This window comes from Pseudomonas prosekii (assembly GCF_900105155.1).
Taxonomy (GTDB): Bacteria; Pseudomonadota; Gammaproteobacteria; order Pseudomonadales; family Pseudomonadaceae; genus Aquipseudomonas; species Aquipseudomonas prosekii.
On sequence record NZ_LT629762.1, the window covers coordinates 93,299 to 114,022 of the forward strand.

General features: G+C 59.8%; 13 protein-coding genes. 7 read left to right on the forward strand and 6 right to left on the reverse strand.

Annotated features, from left to right (window positions below; all coding sequences use genetic code 11):
• Nucleotides 1-46 precede the first annotated feature (46 nt).
• The 3 genes from nfuA to BLU01_RS00460 all read right to left on the reverse strand — a co-directional run bounded on the left by nfuA (nucleotide 47) and on the right by BLU01_RS00460 (nucleotide 4,352).
• Nucleotides 47-631: a Fe-S biogenesis protein NfuA gene (nfuA, locus tag BLU01_RS00450; RefSeq protein WP_092269289.1), complete on the reverse strand. Its 585-nt coding sequence runs from the start codon at nucleotides 629-631 to the stop codon at nucleotides 47-49.
• A 57-nt stretch (nucleotides 632-688) separates the two neighbouring features.
• A complete protein-coding gene (locus tag BLU01_RS00455) occupies nucleotides 689-1,723 on the reverse strand; it encodes an acyltransferase family protein (RefSeq protein WP_092269292.1) in 1,035 nt (344 codons plus the stop codon).
• A gap of 331 nt (nucleotides 1,724-2,054) precedes the next feature.
• The gene (locus BLU01_RS00460) at nucleotides 2,055-4,352 is read right to left on the reverse strand and encodes a fatty acid cis/trans isomerase (protein WP_092269294.1); all 2,298 of its coding nucleotides are present in this window, start codon (nucleotides 4,350-4,352) and stop codon (nucleotides 2,055-2,057) included.
• A 155-nt stretch (nucleotides 4,353-4,507) separates the two neighbouring features.
• Here BLU01_RS00460 and metH point away from each other — a divergent pair, with 155 nt between their 5' ends.
• The 4 genes from metH to BLU01_RS00480 all read left to right on the forward strand — a co-directional run bounded on the left by metH (nucleotide 4,508) and on the right by BLU01_RS00480 (nucleotide 11,397).
• Entirely contained in the window at nucleotides 4,508-8,218 is a 3,711-nt protein-coding gene (gene metH / locus BLU01_RS00465) for a methionine synthase (protein ID WP_092269297.1), read from the forward strand.
• Nucleotides 8,219-8,407: 189 nt separating this feature from the next.
• Nucleotides 8,408-8,626, forward strand: a complete 219-nt coding sequence (locus BLU01_RS00470; RefSeq protein ID WP_092269301.1) for a DUF2970 domain-containing protein — start codon at nucleotides 8,408-8,410, stop codon at nucleotides 8,624-8,626.
• A 634-nt stretch (nucleotides 8,627-9,260) separates the two neighbouring features.
• Nucleotides 9,261-10,919: a nitrite/sulfite reductase gene (locus BLU01_RS00475; protein WP_092269304.1), complete on the forward strand. Its 1,659-nt coding sequence runs from the start codon at nucleotides 9,261-9,263 to the stop codon at nucleotides 10,917-10,919.
• Nucleotides 10,903-11,397 (forward strand): DUF934 domain-containing protein, encoded by a 495-nt coding sequence (locus BLU01_RS00480; RefSeq protein ID WP_092269307.1) that lies wholly within the window; start codon nucleotides 10,903-10,905, stop codon nucleotides 11,395-11,397. Before BLU01_RS00475 ends, BLU01_RS00480 begins: the two co-directional genes overlap by 17 nt.
• 70 nt (nucleotides 11,398-11,467) lie before the next feature.
• Here BLU01_RS00480 and BLU01_RS00485 read toward each other — a convergent pair whose 3' ends face one another.
• The 3 genes from BLU01_RS00485 to sohB form a co-directional block, all read right to left on the reverse strand.
• Complete coding sequence (locus tag BLU01_RS00485) at nucleotides 11,468-15,340, reverse strand: dermonecrotic toxin domain-containing protein (protein WP_092269311.1); 3,873 nt, start codon at nucleotides 15,338-15,340, stop codon at nucleotides 11,468-11,470.
• Between the two features lie 44 nt (nucleotides 15,341-15,384).
• Nucleotides 15,385-15,669: a hypothetical protein gene (locus BLU01_RS00490; RefSeq protein ID WP_092269314.1), complete on the reverse strand. Its 285-nt coding sequence runs from the start codon at nucleotides 15,667-15,669 to the stop codon at nucleotides 15,385-15,387.
• A gap of 352 nt (nucleotides 15,670-16,021) precedes the next feature.
• The gene (sohB, locus tag BLU01_RS00495) at nucleotides 16,022-17,044 is read right to left on the reverse strand and encodes a protease SohB (protein WP_092269317.1); all 1,023 of its coding nucleotides are present in this window, start codon (nucleotides 17,042-17,044) and stop codon (nucleotides 16,022-16,024) included.
• Nucleotides 17,045-17,251: 207 nt separating this feature from the next.
• Here sohB and BLU01_RS00500 point away from each other — a divergent pair, with 207 nt between their 5' ends.
• The 3 genes from BLU01_RS00500 to BLU01_RS00510 all read left to right on the forward strand — a co-directional run bounded on the left by BLU01_RS00500 (nucleotide 17,252) and on the right by BLU01_RS00510 (nucleotide 20,564).
• The gene (locus BLU01_RS00500; protein ID WP_092269321.1) at nucleotides 17,252-17,962 is read left to right on the forward strand and encodes a histidine phosphatase family protein; all 711 of its coding nucleotides are present in this window, start codon (nucleotides 17,252-17,254) and stop codon (nucleotides 17,960-17,962) included.
• Nucleotides 17,963-18,054: 92 nt separating this feature from the next.
• Nucleotides 18,055-18,369, forward strand: coding sequence for an SCP2 sterol-binding domain-containing protein (locus tag BLU01_RS00505; RefSeq protein WP_092269324.1), 315 nt, complete (start codon nucleotides 18,055-18,057; stop codon nucleotides 18,367-18,369).
• Nucleotides 18,370-18,716: 347 nt separating this feature from the next.
• A complete protein-coding gene (locus tag BLU01_RS00510) occupies nucleotides 18,717-20,564 on the forward strand; it encodes an amidohydrolase (RefSeq protein WP_167370459.1) in 1,848 nt (615 codons plus the stop codon).
• Nucleotides 20,565-20,724 lie beyond the last annotated feature (160 nt).

The window sequence follows — 20,724 nt, forward strand, 5'->3', positions numbered from 1 at the left end:
GGCGCTCACGGGGCGCCGTTTTTTTATGTCGCAGTGAACACCTTACTTAGTAGTAGGCGTTTTCTTTCTGCGTGTGGTCGGTCACGTCACGAACACCTTTGAGCTCCGGAATGCGCTCGAGCAAAGTGCGCTCGATGCCTTCACGCAAGGTCACGTCCGCCTGGCCGCAGCCCTGGCAACCGCCGCCGAACTTCAGCACAGCGATGCCGTCTTCGACCACATCGATCAGGCTGACCTGACCGCCGTGGCTCGCGAGCCCCGGATTGATCTCGGTTTGCAGGTAGTAATTGATGCGCTCGTTGACCGGGCTGTCGGCGTTGACCATCGGTACTTTGGCGTTTGGCGCCTTGATGGTCAGCTGGCCGCCCATGCGGTCGGTGGCGTAATCGACTACCGCGTCATCCAGAAAGGCTTCGCTGAACGAATCGATGTAAGCGGTGAAGTCTTTCAACCCCAGCGCGGTGTCTTCTGGTTTTTCTTCGCCCGGCTTGCAGTAGGCAATGCAGGTTTCGGCGTACTGGGTGCCAGGCTGGGTGATGAAGACGCGAATGCCGATGCCTGGGGTGTTCTGCTTGGAGAGCAGATCTGCCAGATAATCGTGGGCGGCGTCAGTAATGGTAATAGCGGTCATGGAAACTCCTCGCAGGCTTGGGCGCAGTTTACGCTAATCATCGCGCGGCACAAAGTCCTAGTATTTTTGTCGGGAAAGAGCCAGCGCCGGTTCGGCAGCCTTTTCCCCGTCGATCCGCGCTTTAAGCCACCGATAGCTGCGTTTTTCCACCCATTCGTAGCTCAGCCACGAAGCAAACCCGATTGTCAGCGCACACACCACGAACATCACGTAGGGATTAACGCCATAACGCTGTGCGACAAATCCGCCAGCGGACAGCACCAGCACGTGCATCAGGTACACCGAATAGGAGCAATTACCGAGCACTTCCAATACCCGGTTGTTGGCGAAAAACCGCTCCAGCGCAATACACGCCATCACCAGCACTGCGCTCGGCAAGCCCCACGCGAGGAATCGCGGCCCCGGCGGCAGGTGATAAATCATCAACAACGCGCAGGCAATCCCCAGCAGCGGCAGGTATAACCCCGGTTTGATCCAGCCACGACGGTAGATCATGCCAAGGGCGATCCCGAGCAGGAATTCGTAGACGATATCCGAACGGTAGAACTCGCTGACCCAGCCATAACCGGTCCACGCCTGGCATACCGCAAACAGCAGCGCCGCGACGATCAGCAGTCGCACTTGCAAGCGAAACAGCAACGCCCAGGCAAACAGCAGGTAAAAAAGCATTTCGTAGTTCAGGGTCCAACCGACGTTGAGTGTGGGATAAATCCCGTAACCGCCGGGGTTCTCCGTAGGAATGAATACCAGCGACAGCAGGAAATGCGACCAGTCGACGCTTTGGTCCGGCAATACCGGCCGTGCGAACACCACCACCAGCGCCATTAACGCGGTGTACAGCCAGTACGCCGGGACGATGCGGAACAGTCGATACAACAGGAAGCGGCCGGGCGGCAGCGACTTGCCTTCAGTGGAGAGGAAAATCACCAGACCACTGATGACAAAGAAGATATCGACGCCCACCGCGCCCTTGTCGATGAACGCCTGCCCCACCGGCCCGCGCGCATGGAAGTCGAAAAAAATCTGCATGAAATGGTGGCAAACCACCGCCCAGGCTGCGATGAAACGCAAGGCCTGCACCGAAATCAACATCAATGGCCCTCTCTATAAATCACCACAGATCCCTTGTAGGAGCAGAGCTTGCTCGCGAAGGCGTCGTATCAGTCAATGTGATGTCGCCTGACCTGACGCTTTCGCGAGCAAGCTTTGCTCCTACGGGGATCGGCGTTATTACAGATGGGACACTGGATAATCGGCAAAGGTCGATCAGGGTTTCTCACTCCAGATCGGCAATCCAGAACCACCGCAAATCCCTTGTAGGAGCAGAGCTTGCTCGCGAAGGCGTCGTATCAGCCAATGGGATGTCGCCTGAATTGACGCTTTCGCGAGCAAGCTCTGCTCCTACGGAGGGGCGGCGGCGGTGTCAGAGGTTCTCGTAGCGATTCATATCCAGCACACCCTCTTCCACCGGGTCGGTTTCGTGGACGTAGCGGCTCAGGTCGTGGAAGTAGAACCAGAACTGCGGATGGCTGCGGCGAATCCCCCAGCGGTCGACGATTTTCTCGAAGCGGTTGGCGTCCTTGGCGTTTTCCATTGCTGCGACAAATGCCGGCATTTGCGCCGCCGGCACGTTGAACATGAAGTTCGGGTAGCTGCTGAGCACTCCCGGATAGATGGTCAAAGTGTCCAGCCCCGGTTGAAAACGCAGGGATTCGCCGAGCAGGAATGCGACGTTGCTGTGCGCGCGGTTGCGCAGCAGGCTGTAGATCTCACGTTTGCCGCTGGCGGTTTCGACGCGCAGCATGGTCGCTTCCGGCAACTGGTCGATCACCCGTAAACCCGCTGCCGGACGTGAAGTCAGCTGGCTCAAGGCCTGCTCGGCGTTCTGCAACGCCGGGTCGATATTCGGCCGCGAGCAGTAAGCGCCGGCGCAACGGTTGATCGGATCGGGCCGCGCATCGAGGTCGCCGTAACGGGCCAGCAATTGCTCGGCGAAGTCGCGTTTCGGGTCTTTTTCATCGAGTTTGAGCGCGGTCGGCTTGTCGTCATCGATGGTTTCGTAATCCAGCCACATCTTGAATTTGCCGCTGTTCTGATACCAATCGTCGAGGTAACCCTCGCGCGAATCGGCCGGCATCAGGCGCAGGAAGTTCTGTTCGGCGCCGTTGCGGATCAGGTCGAAATACAGCCGCGTCTGCGCCTGATGCGAGACATTGCCGAACACATCGAAGTTGACCGCCAACTGATAATAGGTGCGCTCCAGCAGCGGATAGTCGAACAGCCACATCGTCTGCGGCACTTCGCCGATCAGGCCCTTGTTCACTGAAGCGCTGTCGAAGTGGCGAAAAATGCTCAGTAACGCGTTGTCGTTGCCGGCCCACAATGTCGACCAGCTCGGCGCTGGCGCATCGGCGTAACTGTCGCGACGCAAGGCCTCGTATTCGTTGCGCTTGTCGCGGTAGTCGTGCCACAAGCCGAGGACGCTGCCAACATCGTCGTTCTGCCCCGGCATCGCCAGCAGCGGCGTCGCCTGGCCGCGATAGTTGGGGTCGGTGATGTACAGATCGTGCTCCGGCGCCTGGAACAGCGCCCAGAAGTTATCGCGAATCACATCCGTGGCGATCTGCCCACGGCACACCGGCCCGCGAATAAAGGTGCGGACAAAGTATTCAGCGTTATCCAGCATGAACTGATAACGCGCCTGCGCCGGGATCGCTTCGAAGGTGGTGAACGGATTGGCGCGGCGCTCCGGGCCATAACCCGGCAACGCGTTCGCCTGCCAGTTACCGCTGTAGAACAGGCTTTTGACCCGGGCCATTTTCGCCGCGCTCAGCGGATAAGTGATGTGGGTTTTCTGCACAATCACGCCTTGCACCGGCCACAAACGGTAATACACCCGAGTGCCCGGATCATCGTTGGGCCGGCGCGTATTGATCAGATCAATCGGCTGACCGCTCGGCGTGCGCGAGCGCACCCACTGGAAGAAATGCCCCGGCTCGCCGTCCTTGAAATAAATGTGCGCGAGAAACAAATGCTCGAACAACCAGCGCCCGACCAGACTTTCCCGCGCGCCAGGCGAATTTAGCAGCTTTTCCCATTGCAGCACTTGCAGCGCTTCCTCGGCGCTCGGCGCCAGGCCTTGCTGATCAATCGGCGCACCGGACGCGAGCCAGCGCTGCAGCGTCTGGTATTGCTGATCGGTGAGTCCGGTGACCGCCAGCGGCATGCCTTCTTTGGGGTGAGCGCTGGCGTAACCGTCAAACTCCGCCGGCATCGCGCAGGTGTTTTCGCGATTAAGGCCCAGCGCGATCCCTTCCGGCAGTTTGGCATTGGGCGTCAGCGCGGTTGTGTGCCCGAGTTCGAGCATCCGCGCCATCAACGCGGCTTGGCTGCCCTGCGCATCCAGCACCGAATAGAAGCCTTTTTGTTGCCAAGCGCGTTTGCCGAAAGCGTCGTAAAACAGCCGCGTTGGCGGTGCCGCGACGCTGCGTTCACCGTCGTACACCGGGGTTTTGCTGGCGCCACGCAACGCGCCTTCGCCGCTACCCAGGTTCAGCTGACACGCCGAGTCGTAGCACGCATGGCAGGCCACGCACTTTTCGGTGAAGATCGGCTGAATGTCGCGGGTGTAGGAAATGGCGGATGAAACGGTGGGATCCTGCGCAGTGGCGCCCCAGCTTATGAGCAGCAACAACATGCTGACGACGACGCGATACGGCATGTTTCTGGGCCCACTCATGAAAATTCGCCGCGATTCTACCGTTTTGCCACTATCGCCAACATGAGCGATATTCATGCAAAACCCGGACATGCTCTAAAACCGCACAGGTTTGCTATTATCCCGGCCCTTCGTCATGGTCTTTCCGAGTAGTCCCAATGTCCGATCGCAGTGTTCGCCTTCAAGCTCTCAAGCAAGCCCTCAAAGAGCGCATCCTGATTCTCGACGGCGGCATGGGCACGATGATCCAGAGCTATAAGCTTGAGGAACAGGATTACCGTGGCAAACGCTTCGCCGACTGGCCGAGCGATGTCAAAGGCAACAACGACCTGCTGGTGCTGACCCGCCCGGACGTGATCGGCGCGATCGAAAAAGCCTACCTGGATGCCGGCGCCGACATCCTCGAAACCAACACCTTCAACGCCACCCAGGTGTCCCTCGCCGACTACGGCATGCAGGGCCTGGCCTACGAGTTAAACGTAGAAGGCGCTCGTCTGGCGCGCAAGGTCTGCGATGCCAAGACCCTCGAAACCCCGGACAAGCCGCGTTTCGTCGCCGGCGTGATCGGGCCGACCAGCCGTACTTGCTCGCTGTCGCCCGACGTTAACAACCCCGGCTACCGCAACGTCACCTTCGATGAGCTGGTGGAAAACTACACCGAGGCCACCAAAGGCCTGATCGAGGGCGGCGCCGACCTGATCCTGATCGAAACCATCTTCGACACCTTGAACGCCAAAGCGGCGATTTTTGCCGTGCAAGGTGTGTTCGAAGAGTTGGGCATCGAATTGCCGATCATGATTTCCGGGACCATCACCGATGCCTCCGGCCGGACCTTGTCGGGCCAGACCACCGAAGCGTTCTGGAACTCGGTGGCGCACGCCAAGCCGATTTCCGTCGGCCTCAACTGCGCGCTCGGCGCCAGTGAGTTGCGTCCGTACCTCGAAGAACTGTCGAACAAGGCCAACACCCACGTTTCCGCGCACCCGAACGCTGGCCTGCCGAACGAATTCGGCGAGTACGACGAGTTGCCGGCAGAAACCGCCAAGGTCATCGAAGAATTCGCCCAAAGCGGTTTTCTGAACATTGTCGGCGGTTGCTGCGGCACCACGCCGGGCCACATCGAAGCCATCGCCAACGCCGTCGCCGGTTACGCGCCCCGGGTGATTCCGGACATTCCCAAGGCCTGTCGCCTGTCGGGTCTGGAGCCGTTCACGATTGATCGCAACTCGTTGTTCATCAACGTCGGCGAGCGCACCAACATCACCGGTTCGGCGAAATTCGCCCGCCTGATCCGTGAAGACAACTACACCGAAGCGCTGGAAGTCGCCCTGCAGCAGGTCGAGGCCGGCGCTCAGGTGATCGACATCAACATGGACGAAGGCATGCTCGATTCGAAGAAGGCGATGGTGACCTTCCTCAATCTGATTGCCGGCGAACCGGATATTTCGCGCGTGCCGATCATGATCGACTCCTCGAAATGGGAAGTGATCGAAGCCGGCCTCAAGTGCATTCAGGGCAAGGGCATCGTCAACTCGATCAGCATGAAAGAAGGCGTCGAGCAGTTCATTCATCACGCCAAACTGTGCAAGCGTTACGGTGCGGCGGTGGTGGTAATGGCCTTCGACGAAGCCGGTCAGGCCGACACCGAAGCGCGCAAGAAAGAAATCTGCAAACGCTCCTACGACATTCTGGTCAACGAAGTCGGCTTCCCGCCGGAAGACATCATTTTCGACCCGAACATCTTCGCGATCGCCACCGGCATCGAAGAACACAACAACTATGCCGTCGACTTTATTAACGCGTGCGCTTACATCCGCGACGAGCTGCCGTACGCGCTGACCTCTGGCGGCGTGTCCAACGTGTCGTTTTCGTTCCGTGGCAACAACCCGGTGCGCGAGGCGATTCACTCGGTGTTCCTGCTGTACGCGATCCGCAATGGCCTGACCATGGGCATCGTCAACGCCGGGCAACTGGAGATCTACGACCAGATCCCGGCCGAGCTGCGTGACGCCGTCGAAGACGTGGTGCTTAACCGCACCGCCGAAGGCACCGACGCCCTCCTCGCCATCGCCGACAAGTACAAGGGCGACGGCAGCGTCAAGGAAGCCGAGACCGAAGAGTGGCGCGGCTGGGAAGTCAACAAACGTCTGGAACATGCGCTGGTCAAGGGCATCACCACGCACATTGTCGAAGACACCGAAGAATCGCGTCAGTCGTTCAGCCGCCCGATCGAAGTCATCGAAGGCCCGCTGATGTCGGGCATGAACATCGTCGGCGACCTGTTCGGCGCCGGCAAAATGTTCCTGCCGCAAGTGGTGAAATCCGCCCGCGTGATGAAGCAGGCCGTGGCGCATTTGATCCCGTTCATCGAACTGGAAAAGGGTGACAAACCGGAAGCCAAAGGCAAAATCCTCATGGCCACGGTCAAGGGTGACGTGCACGACATCGGCAAAAATATTGTCGGCGTGGTCCTCGGTTGTAACGGCTACGACATCGTCGACCTCGGCGTGATGGTGCCGGCCGAGAAGATCCTGCAAGTGGCCAAGGAACAGAAGTGCGACATCATCGGTTTGTCCGGTCTGATCACGCCTTCGCTGGATGAAATGGTCCACGTGGCGCGCGAGATGCAGCGCCAGGATTTCCACTTGCCGCTGATGATCGGTGGCGCGACCACCTCGAAAGCGCACACGGCGGTGAAGATCGAACCGAAGTACAGCAACGACGCGGTGATCTACGTTACCGACGCCTCGCGCGCAGTGGGCGTGGCCACGCAGTTGCTGTCCAAGGAACTGAAACCGGCGTTTATCGAGAAGACGCGCCTGGAATACATCGAGGTCCGCGAGCGCACCGCCAACCGCAGCGCGCGCACCGAACGCCTGAGCTACCCGGCGTCAATCGCCAAGAAACCGCAGTTTGACTGGAGCACTTACGCACCGGTGAAACCGACGTTTACCGGGGCCAAGGTGCTCGACAATATCGATTTGAAGGTGCTGGCCGAGTACATCGACTGGACGCCGTTCTTCATCTCCTGGGACTTGGCCGGCAAGTTTCCGCGCATTCTCGAAGATGAAGTGGTCGGCGAAGCGGCGACGGCGCTGTACGCCGATGCCAAGGAAATGCTCGCCAAGTTGATCGACGAGAAGCTGATCAGCGCCCGTGCGGTGTTCGGTTTCTGGCCGGCGAATCAGGTGCGCGACGACGACATCGAGCTGTATGGCGATGACGGCAAGCCCTTGGCCAAACTGCATCACTTGCGTCAGCAGATCATCAAGACCGACGGCAAACCGAATTTCTCCCTGGCCGACTTTGTCGCGCCGAAGGACAGCGAGATTACTGACTACGTCGGTGGTTTCATTACCACCGCCGGGATCGGCGCGGAAGAAGTGGCCAAGGCGTATCAGGACGCCGGCGACGATTACAACTCGATCATGGTCAAAGCCTTGGCCGACCGCTTGGCCGAAGCCTGCGCCGAGTGGTTGCACCAGCAAGTGCGTAAAGATTATTGGGGTTACGCCAAGGATGAAACGCTGGACAACGACGCGCTGATCAAAGAGCAATACAGCGGCATCCGCCCTGCCCCGGGCTACCCGGCCTGCCCGGATCACACCGAGAAAGGCACGTTGTTCGCGTTGCTCGACCCTGAGGCCAGCGAAATGCAGGCCGGGCGCAGCGGCGTGTTCCTCACCGAACATTACGCGATGTTCCCGGCAGCAGCGGTCAGCGGCTGGTACTTCGCGCACCCGCAGGCGCAGTATTTTGCGGTGGGCAAGATCGACAAGGATCAGGTGCAGAGCTACACCTCGCGCAAAGGTCAGGATTTGAGCGTGACCGAACGCTGGCTGGCGCCGAATCTGGGTTACGACAACTGAGTCTCGGCTGATTGCGCACCCTGTGGGAGCGAGGCTTGCCCGCGATGGCGTTCTGTCAGTTGACATGATTGTTGCTGGCCAATCGCCTTTGCGGGCAAGCCTCGCTCCTACAGGGGGGTTGTGGCGTTCACGGATATTGCGCGCTGCATTGTCTATGCTTGCCTGACACACATTCGTGACGAGGGATTTATGGACGATCCAGTCGACAACAAGCCGCCGACCTTATGGCAGATGCTGCACAGCGTGGTGGCGGCGGCGTTCGGGGTGCAGAGCGGAAAGAATCGCGCCCGCGACTTCACTCACGGCAAGCCGAGTCATTTCGTGATTCTGGGGATTTTGTTCACGGCAGTTTTTGCGCTGTCACTGTTCGGCATCGTCAAACTGGTCCTGATGCTGGCCGGGATCTGATCCTCCCCTTTTGCGCCATCCCACGTCCTTATGTAGCAGCTGGCGCAGCCTCCGTCATGTAGCAGCTGGCGCAGCCTGCGTTCGGCTGCGCAGCAGTCGCTGAATCATGCGCCGCGGTGTTTCAGCAAGACCGCATTCGCAGGTTTTACGACTGCTGCGCAGCCGAACGCAGGCTGCGCCAGCTGCTACAGGGGGCGTGCGCGCTAACGCGCGCGGTTCATCGCGGTTATTGGTGGCTGACCCAGAACACCGCGGTGCCCACGACCAGGATGATCAGGAACAAAATCGCCCAGGCATCAACGGAACTGTCGCTTTTCCTTGCTTTGGTTGGGTTGCTCATTGCATCGCCTCTTGTCGGTTTTATCGGTGATTGCATAAAGACTCGACCACAGTAAAGACGACGATTGCCCTCACCACAACTAAGGGCTTTTCACTAACGCTTCTCGTTAGGCCTTTTAGTTCTTTACATATACTCAAACATCACTTTTGCGCATAACTGCAAACTGGTATCTTGCCCCGGCTCCGTAGGGAGTGCGCGGCCGTGCGCGCAGAATTGCCGAGGCAGTATCGGAAACTTCAGCAAGCGAAAAACGCCACTGGATCCGACCGGCCCAAGCCTGAGAACAGGACTTATATGTACGTATACGACGAGTACGATCAGCGGATCATCGAGGACCGCGTCAAGCAGTTCCGTGATCAGACCCGACGCTATCTGGCAGGCGAGCTGAGCGAAGAAGAATTCCGCCCCCTGCGCCTGCAAAATGGCCTTTACATCCAGCGTTTCGCGCCGATGTTGCGGGTGGCGGTGCCTTACGGCCAACTGACCTCGCGCCAGACGCGAATGATGGCCAAAATTGCCCGCGACTTCGACAAGGGCTACGCCCACATCAGTACCCGGCAGAACGTGCAGTTCAACTGGCCGGCGCTGGAAGACATCCCGGACATCCTCGCTGAACTGGCCACTGTGCAGATGCACGCGATCCAGACCAGCGGCAACTGCCTGCGCAACGTCACCACCGACCAGTTCGCCGGTGTCGCCGCCGACGAGTTGATCGACCCGCGTCCGTGGTGCGAAATCGTCCGTCAGTGGACGACATTCCACCCGGAATTCGCTTACCTGCCGCGCAAATTCAAGATCGCCATCAACGGCTCGACCTCTGACCGCGCGGCCATCGAAGTGCACGACATTGGCCTTGAGCCGGTGCACAACGCTGCGGGCGAGCTGGGCTTCCGTGTGCTGGTCGGTGGCGGCCTCGGCCGTACGCCGGTGGTTGGCGCGTTCATCAATGAATTCCTGCCGTGGCAGGACTTGCTGAGCTACCTCGACGCCATTCTGCGGGTTTACAACCGCTACGGCCGTCGCGACAACAAGTACAAGGCGCGGATCAAGATCCTCGTCAAAGCGCTGACCCCTGAAGTGTTCGCGCAAAAAGTCGACGCCGAAATGGAACACCTGCGCGGTGGCCAGACCACGTTGACCGACGCCGAAGTGCATCGCGTCGCCAAGCACTTTGTCGATCCCGACTACAAGGCCCTGGACAACCAGACCCAGGCACTCGCCGAGCTCGACAAGGAACATCCGGGTTTCGCTCGCTGGCGCACCCGCAACACCCTGGCGCACAAGAAGCCGGGCTATGTTGCCGTGACCCTGTCGCTGAAACCGACCGGCGTTGCGCCGGGCGACATCACCGACAAGCAGCTCGATGCCGTTGCCGACCTCGCCGAGCGTTACAGCTTCGGCCAACTGCGCACCTCGCACGAACAGAACATCATTCTCGCCGACGTCGAACAGACGCAGTTGTTCACCCTGTGGGGCGAGTTGCGCGAGCAAGGTTTCGCCACGCCGAACATCGGCCTGCTGACCGACATCATCTGCTGCCCGGGGGGTGATTTCTGCTCGCTGGCCAACGCCAAGTCGATCCCGATTGCCGAATCGATCCAGCGCCGTTTCGACGACCTCGACTACCTGTTCGACGTCGGCGAACTGGACCTGAACATCTCCGGTTGCATGAACGCCTGCGGGCACCACCACGTCGGCCACATCGGCATCCTCGGGGTGGACAAGAAAGGTGAGGAGTTCTACCAGGTGTCCCTCGGCGGCAGCGGCAGTCGCAACGCCAGCCTGGGCAAAATCCTCGGCCCGTCCTTCGCCCAGGAAGCCATGCCTGATGTGATCGAGAAACTGATCGACGTGTACATCGAACAACGTCACGAAGATGAGCGTTTCATCGACACCTATCAGCGCATCGGCATCGACCTCTTCAAGGAGCGCGTCTATGCAGCGAATCATTAAGAACAACGAAGTCGTCGACGAGACCTGGCACCTGCTGCCCAAGGATTTCAACATTGACGAAATCAGCAACTGCGACGACTACATCGTCCCGTTGGCGCTGTGGCGCGAGCACGGCCGCATGCTCCTGGCCCGCGATGGCGGCCTGGGTGTGTGGCTGGACGCCGATGAAGAAGCCGAGGAAATCGGTGAAGACGTCGACAAGTTCAAGGTGATTGCCCTGAACTTCCCGGCGTTCACCGATGGCCGCAACTACTCCAATGCCCGTCTGCTGCGTGACCGTTACGGTTTCAAAGGCGAATTGCGCGCGATTGGCGATGTACTGCGCGACCAGTTGTTTTACCTGCACCGCTGCGGGTTTGATGCCTTCGCGATTCGCGCCGACAAAGACCCGTACGAAGCCCTTGAAGGTTTGAAGGACTTCTCGGTGACGTATCAGGCCGCGACTGACGAGCCGTTGCCACTGTTTCGTCGACGTTAAGGCGTCTTCGTCACAGCAAAACCTTGAGCCATGGCCGTAGAGCCGGGCTCAAGGTTTTTTTTCGCCTGCGCTAAAGTACCGGCGCCATCCGCAACGCCGCGACCCGGCCTTCAAGCAGCTCGAAACTGACAAACGGATCGTAACCATCGACCGCGGCCCATTCGCCATCGATGAACATCTGCTGATACAGCGCCGGCGACGCGTGCAGCGCATCGATCAACTGCCAGACCCGCCGTTGCAGCGGCGCATAACTCACGCGAAAGTCTGCCGTGCGGCTTAGCGTGTCGAGCATTGCAAAAAGCCGCTCGCTGCCCTGGCGAGCGGCCAGGTATTGCCAGCGCTCAACCTGAAATGCTGTGTGTTCGGGTGAAAGCCCGGACAGCCAGGCATGGGGCTGAGCGAAATCTTCCGTTGGCGGGCCCAACCAGACGTTGATCCCGGTTTCCTGACGATGGCGACTGATCCATCGCAGGCTGTCCTCATCGTTGATCGGATTGCCCGTCAGTAACACCACCTTCTCGCGCACGGCTTGCTTGCGCACCGCGTCGGGGATTCGATCAATCCGGTTGTCGCGCAGGTCCAGCAAATCCAGATACGGGTGATCAAGTACACCCACCGGGCATATTTCAATGCCGGTCGCCCGCAGGTAGAGACGGCGCAGGGCCGGCAAATGCACAACCAATGGCGGCCGTGTCAGCGGGTTGCCGCTGAGGTCGAGTGTGGTCAGTTGCGACAGCTCACTGAATGCCCCGGCCGCCTGCTCCGTCAACATCAGCCCGGTGCCCCCGAGGTCAAGGTGAGTGAGCTCAGTGAGCTGGCTTATCGACGCCGGCAAATGCGCGGTCCAGTTGCCGGCGGCATCAAGTTGACGCAAATCGGTGCCCGCCAGGTTCAACACGCGCAACTTGGGAAACCCCTCAAGAAACGCCGAAAGACTCGCGGGCTCGTTCAATGAGCAATACGGCATCGACAGCTCCACAACCTCCGTGAGCCTGACATTCAGCGCGGGCAGTGTATGGAAAAAATCCAGGTCCAGACTCAGGCGAAATCCAGTCAACTGACCGTTGCTGAAAATCTGATCAGCCGCGCTGCCATTGCGTTGCCACAGCGTAATCAACTGGTTGGCCAGGCCCATTCGACTCTGGTGTTCAATGCGCATCGCCGCGCTGATCCGGGCATCGTTTTGCGCTTCGATCTCGCGTGGCCCCAGCCCGATTGCTTCGGCATCGCCGGCGGCCAACAGGTCGACGTCCATGGCGGCGATATCGAATTGGACCTGCTGGACCCACGCCAGCAAATCAACGCGCAATTGCTGCAACTGCTCATTGAGAAAGATCAGATGCGTCTGGGCGTTGGCGCCCCATTCAGTCAACAACGCATCCAGTTGCTGCTGTGTCAGCGCCGGATACAACTCGTCGAGCTGAAGCTTTTGAAAGGTTCGGGTGAAGCCTGCGTCCTGCGCAGTGGTCGGGAATCCGCCACCACGCAGGCCGAGGGGGTCGAATGACAGGCCTGAATCCATGCGCTGCAGGCCTGTCTCCAGTTCGATGCGCGACCTCGGTGCGGCGCGGATGAGCGCGCGTAAATCCGCCAGAGCCTGATCGGCGCGCAACCCCAGTGCCAATCGTTGCTGCGGCGACAAGGCATTGAGCAGGGCTTGGTGAAAATCCACGGATTGCCCAGCCGCGAGCCCCTGATAATTACCGCCATGCTTGATCAACTGGCGCGTAGACGCTGCGCCACGCGGGCCGATACTGTCCAACACCCGCCCCGCCGCCGACGTTTGACAAACTTCGATGCGCGTATCGGACGGCCAACCCGGCAGCCGTTCGAGCGAATGCAATGCCAGCACATCGCTGTCGGCGTTTGCGACTGAGGCGAGGTGCAGCCCTTCATAAGCGCGCGCCACTCGCAGATGAAACTCGTATTGCTCGGCTTTGCTGCTCAACTCGCTTAGCACCCGCTTGGCTTCAGCCATGGTGTGCGGCGCCGCAATGTCGATCCCCGAGCGGTCAAGCATTTGCTCGATCGCGCTTTTCGGCAAGCCGGGGTATTGCGACTGAAACAGCCTCACCCATTCGTGATCGGAGTGCTGCAGCGCCGCGTAGCGCGCGTTGAATTGCTCGATGCGCGCACGCTGCGCCTGTGCAGCGGCGGCAGAGTCGGCCGGCAGGCGGTCTATCGCCTGCTGCAAATCGAGGTCGATGCGAAAACGGCTCACGGTGTCCGTCAGGATCGGCGGCGGCGGATGGCCGCTCTGCATCAGCGTGAGCATGTCGGCATCGAGCCCGCAGACTTGATCGATGCTGCGCAGGGCTGCATCGCTGAACAACGCGCTTTCAGGCATGAGTACTCGCAACAGACCGCTGCTGATCGGCGCGCCGTTCACCGAGGCAGCGGCATCGCTGACCACACGTTCAGCGGCCAGCGTCGCATCGGCAGACACGACAGGCGCGCTCGCCGCTGCAACGTTCTCTGCGCCCTTGAGCACCCCGGCGGCATGAATCAACGGCAATGCGTTAAGCAAACCAAACAACGTGCGCCCGACGCCTGCCGAGCGCGCGTCCGTGGTTTTGCCATCGACCGCCTCATCGAGGCCATAACCGGCGTCGATCAGCCCGGCCAGCGCGAGTAAACCCTCGCCTCCCGGAACGAACAGGGCCAATGGACCAAAGCGGTTGACCCACTGCACAACCGGCTCGACGACCGCACTCAAGTTGTCGCGATTGACCTGCGCGTCAGTGCGAATGGTCTCGATACTGGCCTGCGCCGCGCGCTTCATCACCAGCACCCATTGGGCGAACGGGTCTTCGGTAAGCGGCGCGACTTCGGCACTGATGTAGCTTTCTGGCGGCCAGTAACCATCGTTGTTGAAAAAACCGTGGCCCTTCTTCAACAGGTATTGCTGCGGGTAAGTGGCCATCGCTGCCAACGCTGTCAGCACCCCGGCGTGGAATGTCCCGTCCTCGCGGTCGTCTTCGTTGAAATGCGCCGCCAGCGCCTGTTTGCGCGCCTCGTCACGAGCGATGCCGGCCACCCACTCGCACAAAGCGTGATGATCGGCAAACTCGTGAAACGGCGAAGCGTTGCCCGGCACGTAGAGCAACATTCGCCCCGTGGCCCGATCGCGAAAACGCCAGATATCGACCGAGGTATAGCGATAAATCACCAGCCGCGCCGCCTCCAGCGACGCTGGCACGAGGGTGTGCGCTTGCAGTTGCGCGAGCGTCAGTTGCGCCCAGGTTTGCTGCCCGTCGAGCGCCGCAGCGCGCATAGCCATCGTCAGCCCTGCGACGCTCAAGCTGTTTTCCTGACGTTGCAGACACGCCGCCATGACAAAAGCCAGTTTGACCGAGGTTCGCAGCGGGTAAGCGTCGGCGGCCAGCAACGCCTGATCAGCCGGCCATGCCTGGGCGACATAAGCGGCATATTGCGCCTTGAAATCCAGGGTCCAGACCCATTCCTTGAACGCCGCCGGTTGCATCGCCAATTGCGTCGCGGGACCGTAGACCTGCGGCGTGGAGTGTCGATAGATGCCTTCGTAATCGCGGTAACCGCCACCGGGATTGGGGGCTTCGTCAATCTCGACGATCCGCACGTGCGGCCCGACGACGGGCGGCGTATACAAGCCGAATGCGCTCTCGCCGAAACGCCCGGCGCCGACCGTCTGGTAGTTCTGCAGCAACACCTGGGTCAGGCTTTGGCAAGTGCGCGCCCTGCCCTGGTGAATATCACCGTCGGCCGGGTAGCCGTAAAAATCGTAATTGAGGTCAACCAGAATGGCTGCCGGCGCCTCCTTACCCCAGCGGTTGCCGATCAACTGGGCGGCGTATTGCATTGGCGTCATCGGCAGCACGTTGCCCAGCGTCAGATCGGCCAATGCCAACGTGCCACGCTCGAGCGCCGGTCCACTTGATGCCGGTTTTTGTAGGAATCCTTCCATGTGCGTTCCTTGCAGGATCAGTTTTGAAAAAATGCTCTTCGGGTTCAACCCTTGAACCGGGAGGAAGTACGCGTGACGTCCGGCGCAGTGTCGGGTAATGGCAACCCCGGATTGCGTTGCAGGGCCTCGGTAGTCAGCCGTTTGATCAGCGCCGCGCGCTCATTCGTGTAGTTGCTGACGATTGCGGCCATGGTCTGGTTGAACTGTTGGCGAGTGAAATCCAGTCGACTGTCGAGGCGCGCGAAAGAGCTGGCTGCACGCAGCGTCACCTCATCGAAATCTGATTGATGAGCGCTTTGCAGGTATTCGACCCAGGACTCGCGCAGCACTGCCGGCCTCCGATAGCCAGGATGGAATCGGCTGCTTCTTGACCAGGTTATAAAAAATGCCTTGTTGTTCCGGCGTCATCATGGCGCTCGTTGTGCTGGTCAATTCGAGCGAAGTCGAAATAGTTGAATCCGAAGACATGAGTAAAATCCCTTTTACCAAAAGAGCTTTCAGTCTAGAGAAGACACTTTCAAATAAAAGCTTATATAGTCGATTGATAAAACCGTTATTGGATCAGCAATATGATTGCAAACTATATATAAATACCACCGGCCGCTGGCTGATTATGCAGTTAGCAAAAAACAGGCAAAAAAAAGACCCGGCCAACTTGATTGGCCGGGCCTCGAAGTGCAATTACCAGAAGCGTTGTTGGGTCAGACGACTCCACCAACTCAGCAGCAGACGATCCACCGAACCGCTGGCCGCCATGCCGATGCGTTCCTGCAAACTTTTGCGTTCGGCGTAGTGCAGATGATAGAGCTCGGCGCTCTTGGCGCGTTCGGCGAGGTATTCGTCGCTGGTTTTCAGCTCATCGACCAATTGCCGACCCAGCGCCGCTACGCCGAGCCAGATCTCGCCGGTTGCCACTTCATCGATAGCCAGTTGCGGGCGATACCGCGAAACGAAGTTCTTGAACAGTTCGTGGGTGATGTCCAAGTCTTCCTGGAACTTCTCACGGCCCTTCTCGGTGTTCTCGCCAAACACCGTCAGCGTGCGTTTGTATTCGCCGGCAGTCAGCACTTCAAAGTCGATGTCGTGCTTTTTCAGCAAGCGATTGACGTTGGGCAACTGCGCGACCACGCCGATCGAGCCGAGAATGGCGAACGGCGCACTGATAATTTTCTCGCCGATGCAGGCCATCATGTAGCCGCCGCTGGCCGCGACCTTGTCGATGCACACGGTCAACGGCACGCCGGCCTGACGGATCCGCACCAGTTGCGAGGAGGCCAAGCCGTAGCTGTGAACCATGCCGCCGCCGCTTTCGAGGCGCAACACCACTTCGTCCTGAGGTGTGGCGAGGGTCAGCAGCGCGGTGATCTCGTGGCGCAGGCTCTCGGTCGCGGAAGCCTTGATGTCGCCGTCAAAATCCAGCACAAAAACCCGGCCCTTCGGCTCGGGTTTCTTTTTCTGTTTTTTCTCGGTTTTAGCCTGAGATTTGCGCAGCGCCTTGAGCTGATCCTTGTCGAGCAGCGTCTGCTCCAGGCGTTCGCGCAGGCCTTTGTAGAAATCATTGAGTTTGCTGACCTGCAACTGCCCGGCCGACTTGCGCCGACCTTTACTGCGCAGCGCCGCGAAACTGGCCATGACCACGAGAATGGCGACCACCAGCGTCACGGTCTTGGCCAGGAAACTGGCGTACTCGGCGAAAAACTCCACACACGACTCCTTCAATACAATGCGCCGCTAAAAACGCGCGCGCGGAATGTCCCCAGCATACCCATGCCCTGCCTTCGGGGCCAGCCGTGAAACCTCTGGAAACAGGCCTGTAACGGGCATTTCAAACAAGCGTATGTTTTTTCATTGACAGCTCACGGCCATCCTCATAACCTCGCCAAACCTTCAACGTACCGGGATGACGCGGACGTGGGCAGCATCTATTTGATTCGACATGGCCAGGCCTCCTTTGGTGCAGACGACTATGACGTCCTGTCGCCGACCGGTGTGCGCCAGGCAGAAGTCCTCGGCCAGCACCTCGCCGGGCTGGGCATCAGCTTCGATCGCTGCCTCGCCGGTGACTTGCGTCGCCAGCAGCACACCGCCACCAGTGCGCTGGAACAATTCGCTGCGGTCGGCATGCCCACGCCAATCCTGGAAACCGACTCCGCGTTCAACGAATTTGATGCCGACGCGGTGATCCGCGCCCTGCTCCCGGCAATGCTCGACGACGAACCTGAGGCGCTGGAGATCCTGCGCAACGCCGCGCAGAACCGCGCCGAGTTTCAGCGCATTTTCGCCCTGATCGTCGAGCGCTGGCTGGCCGGCACCTACGACACGCCGGGGCTGGAAAGCTGGCTGGGTTTTGTCGAGCGGGTCCAGGCAGGCTTGCAGCGGATTCTCGACCAGGCCGACAACACGCAGAAAATCGCCGTGTTTACTTCCGGCGGCACCATCACTGCCCTGCTCCACCTGATTACGCAAATGCCGGCAAAACAAGCTTTTGAACTCAACTGGCAAATCGTCAACACCTCGCTCAACCAACTGAAGTTTCGTGGTCGCGAGGTGGCTCTGGCTTCCTTCAACAGTCATGCGCACCTGCAATTGTTGAAGGCCCCGGAACTCATCACATTTCGCTGAGTCCGGACTGGTGTGACCCTGGCTGTCATCACCCTGCTGTCATCACCCAACTGTAGCTACCCAGCTGTAATTCCCAAGAAAAGGATCGAACCATGACCTCCGTAGCCGACGCCGTACAAGCAATGAAAGCCAAGTTCAACCCAGATGCCGCCGCCGGCCTGGACCTGGTATTCGGTTTCCGCATCGACGACAGCAAAAACTTCTCGTTGATCGTCAAGGACAAAACCTGCGAACTGCAAGAAGGCGAAAACCCGGACGCGCAGGTCACTCTGGTGATGGACGGCGAAACCCTGCAGGGCATCGTCGACGGCACGACCGACGGCATGCAAGCGTTCATGGGCGGCAAACTGCGCGCTGAAGGCGACATGATGCTGGCGATGAAACTGTCCGAACTGTTCCCTTCGTAAGATGACGGCTGCCCACGCCGGGCAGCGTCAGTGCTGCACAACAAATCCCGCCGACATGGCGGGATTTGTCGTTTCAGGCCCCCACGCAATCCCGGCGCCGATCAGCCTGTCGGGCAGGTCAACAGGCCATTCGGCGATTTGCCGTCTATATTCCTTCTGGCCGCATGCGTCAGCCATCGGCAGTTCAACGCCTGTTTGCTGATCCGAGAACCGAGAACCGAGCGGAGAACGTTGTCATGAGCCCACCTGATGACCACGACGGTTTTAATCGCCGCCGCGTATTGCAAGGCCTGACCGCTGGCGCCTTGGGTGCCTGGGTCAGCCCACTTTTCGCAGGGAGTAAAACCATGCCCGATGCCCCGGCCGATCTGATTCTGTACAACGGTCGTTTGCACACCGTTGACCGCAAGAAACCCCAGGCCAGCGCCGTGGCGATCAAGGATGGGCGCTTCGTGGTGGTCGGCAGTGACGCGCAAGCAATGGCGCTGCAAGGCCCCGGCACGCAAATCATCGACCTGCACGGGCGCACGGTGATCCCCGGCCTCAACGACTCGCACCTGCACCTGATTCGTGGCGGGCTCAATTACAACCTCGAACTGCGCTGGGAAGGCGTGCCGTCATTGGTCGACGCCTTGCGCTTGCTCAAGGACCAGGCCGACCGCACGCCGACCCCGCAATGGGTACGCGTGGTCGGCGGCTGGAACGAATTCCAATTCGCCGAAAAGCGCCTGCCCACCCTCGAAGAATTGAACAAAGCCGCGCCGGATACGCCGGTGTTCGTCCTGCACCTCTATGACCGCGCCCTGCTCAACCGCGCCGCGCTGAAAGTGGTCGGTTACACGCGCGATACGCCGAACCCGCCGGGTGGCGAGATTGTCCGCGATTCGAATGGCGATCCGACCGGCATGCTGATCGCCCGGCCAAACGCGATGATTCTTTATTCGACCCTGGCCAAGGGGCCGAAACTGCCGCTGGAACATCAGGTCAATTCGACGCGCCAGTTCATGCGCGAACTCAACCGCCTCGGCGTGACCAGCGCCATCGATGCCGGCGGCGGTTATCAGAATTACCCGGACGATTACCAAGTCATCCAGCAACTGGCCGACGACAAACAGCTGACCGTGCGTATCGCCTACAACTTGTTCACGCAAAAACCCAAGGAAGAACTCACCGACTTCAAGAACTGGACCAGCACCTCGCATTACGGTCAGGGCGATGCCTTCCTCAAACACAACGGCGCCGGCGAGATGCTGGTGTTCTCCGCCGCTGATTTCGAAGATTTCCTTGAACCGCGCCCGGACCTGCCGCAAACCATGGAACAGGAACTCGAACCAGTCGTTCGCCACTTGGTGGAACAGCGCTGGCCGTTCCGTTTGCATGCGACTTACAACGAGTCCATCAGCCGTATGCTCGACGTGTTCGAGAAGGTCAATCGCGACATTCCGTTCAACGGTCTGCCGTGGTTTTTCGACCATGCCGAAACCATCACGCCGCAGAATATCGAGCGGGTCAAAGCCCTGGGCGGCGGCATTGCGATTCAGGACCGGATGGCGTTTCAGGGCGAATATTTCGTCGACCGCTACGGCGCCAAAGCCGCCGAACACACACCACCGATCGCGCGCATGTTGGCCGAAGGCATCCCGGTCGGCGCCGGCACCGACGCCACCCGCGTGTCGAGTTACAACCCGTGGACTTCGCTGTTCTGGCTGGTCAGCGGCCGCACCGTCGGCGGCCTGGAGCTATACCCGCAAGGCTTAAGCCGCGACACTGCGCTGGAACTGTTCACCCACGGCAGCGCCTGGTTTTCCTCCGAACAAGGGCAGAAAGGCCAGATCAAGGTCGGGCAACTGGCGGACCTGATTGCGCTGTCGGCGGATTATTTTCACATCGAGGACGAAGCGATCAAGTGGATCGAATCGGTGCTGACTATTGTCGACGGCAAGATCGTCTACGGCAGTGTCGAGTTCGACAAACTGTCGCCGCCGCCGATTCCGGTGGTGCCTGAGTGGTCGCCCGTGGCGAAAGTGCCGGGGCACTGGAAACCGCTGGCGCCGCTGACTGCGCAGGTTCACCAATGTGTCGGCGCCTGCGCGGTGCATGCGCACAGCCACGAACGCGCGCGATTGTCGTCGGCACCGGTGAGTGATTTCCAGGGATTCTGGGGCGCGTTCGGCTGCTCCTGTTTCTCCTTCTGAGCTCGAGCTTTACCCACCTCGCAAATCGCCTGTAGGAGCGAGGCTTGCCCGCGAAGGCGTAGGGTCAGTTGATGCAAATGTTGACTGACACAACGCCATCGCGGGCAAGCCTAGCTCCCACGGGAATCAGTGGCTGATCGACCGAAGCTTGATCCCGGTC

Bases quoted from the DNA above. Each gene is read 5' to 3' on its own strand.
- nfuA (WP_092269289.1), bottom strand. From the start codon at position 631: ATGACCGCTATTACCATTACTGACGCCGCCCACGATTATCTGGCAGAT.
- BLU01_RS00455 (WP_092269292.1), bottom strand. From the start codon at position 1,723: ATGTTGATTTCGGTGCAGGCCTTGCGTTTCATCGCAGCCTGGGCGGTG.
- BLU01_RS00460 (WP_092269294.1), bottom strand. From the start codon at position 4,352: ATGCCGTATCGCGTCGTCGTCAGCATGTTGTTGCTGCTCATAAGCTGG.
- metH (WP_092269297.1), top strand. From the start codon at position 4,508: ATGTCCGATCGCAGTGTTCGCCTTCAAGCTCTCAAGCAAGCCCTCAAA.
- BLU01_RS00470 (WP_092269301.1), top strand. From the start codon at position 8,408: ATGGACGATCCAGTCGACAACAAGCCGCCGACCTTATGGCAGATGCTG.
- BLU01_RS00475 (WP_092269304.1), top strand. From the start codon at position 9,261: ATGTACGTATACGACGAGTACGATCAGCGGATCATCGAGGACCGCGTC.
- BLU01_RS00480 (WP_092269307.1), top strand. From the start codon at position 10,903: ATGCAGCGAATCATTAAGAACAACGAAGTCGTCGACGAGACCTGGCAC.
- BLU01_RS00485 (WP_092269311.1), bottom strand. From the start codon at position 15,340: ATGGAAGGATTCCTACAAAAACCGGCATCAAGTGGACCGGCGCTCGAG.
- BLU01_RS00505 (WP_092269324.1), top strand. From the start codon at position 18,055: ATGACCTCCGTAGCCGACGCCGTACAAGCAATGAAAGCCAAGTTCAAC.
- BLU01_RS00510 (WP_167370459.1), top strand. From the start codon at position 18,717: ATGCCCGATGCCCCGGCCGATCTGATTCTGTACAACGGTCGTTTGCAC.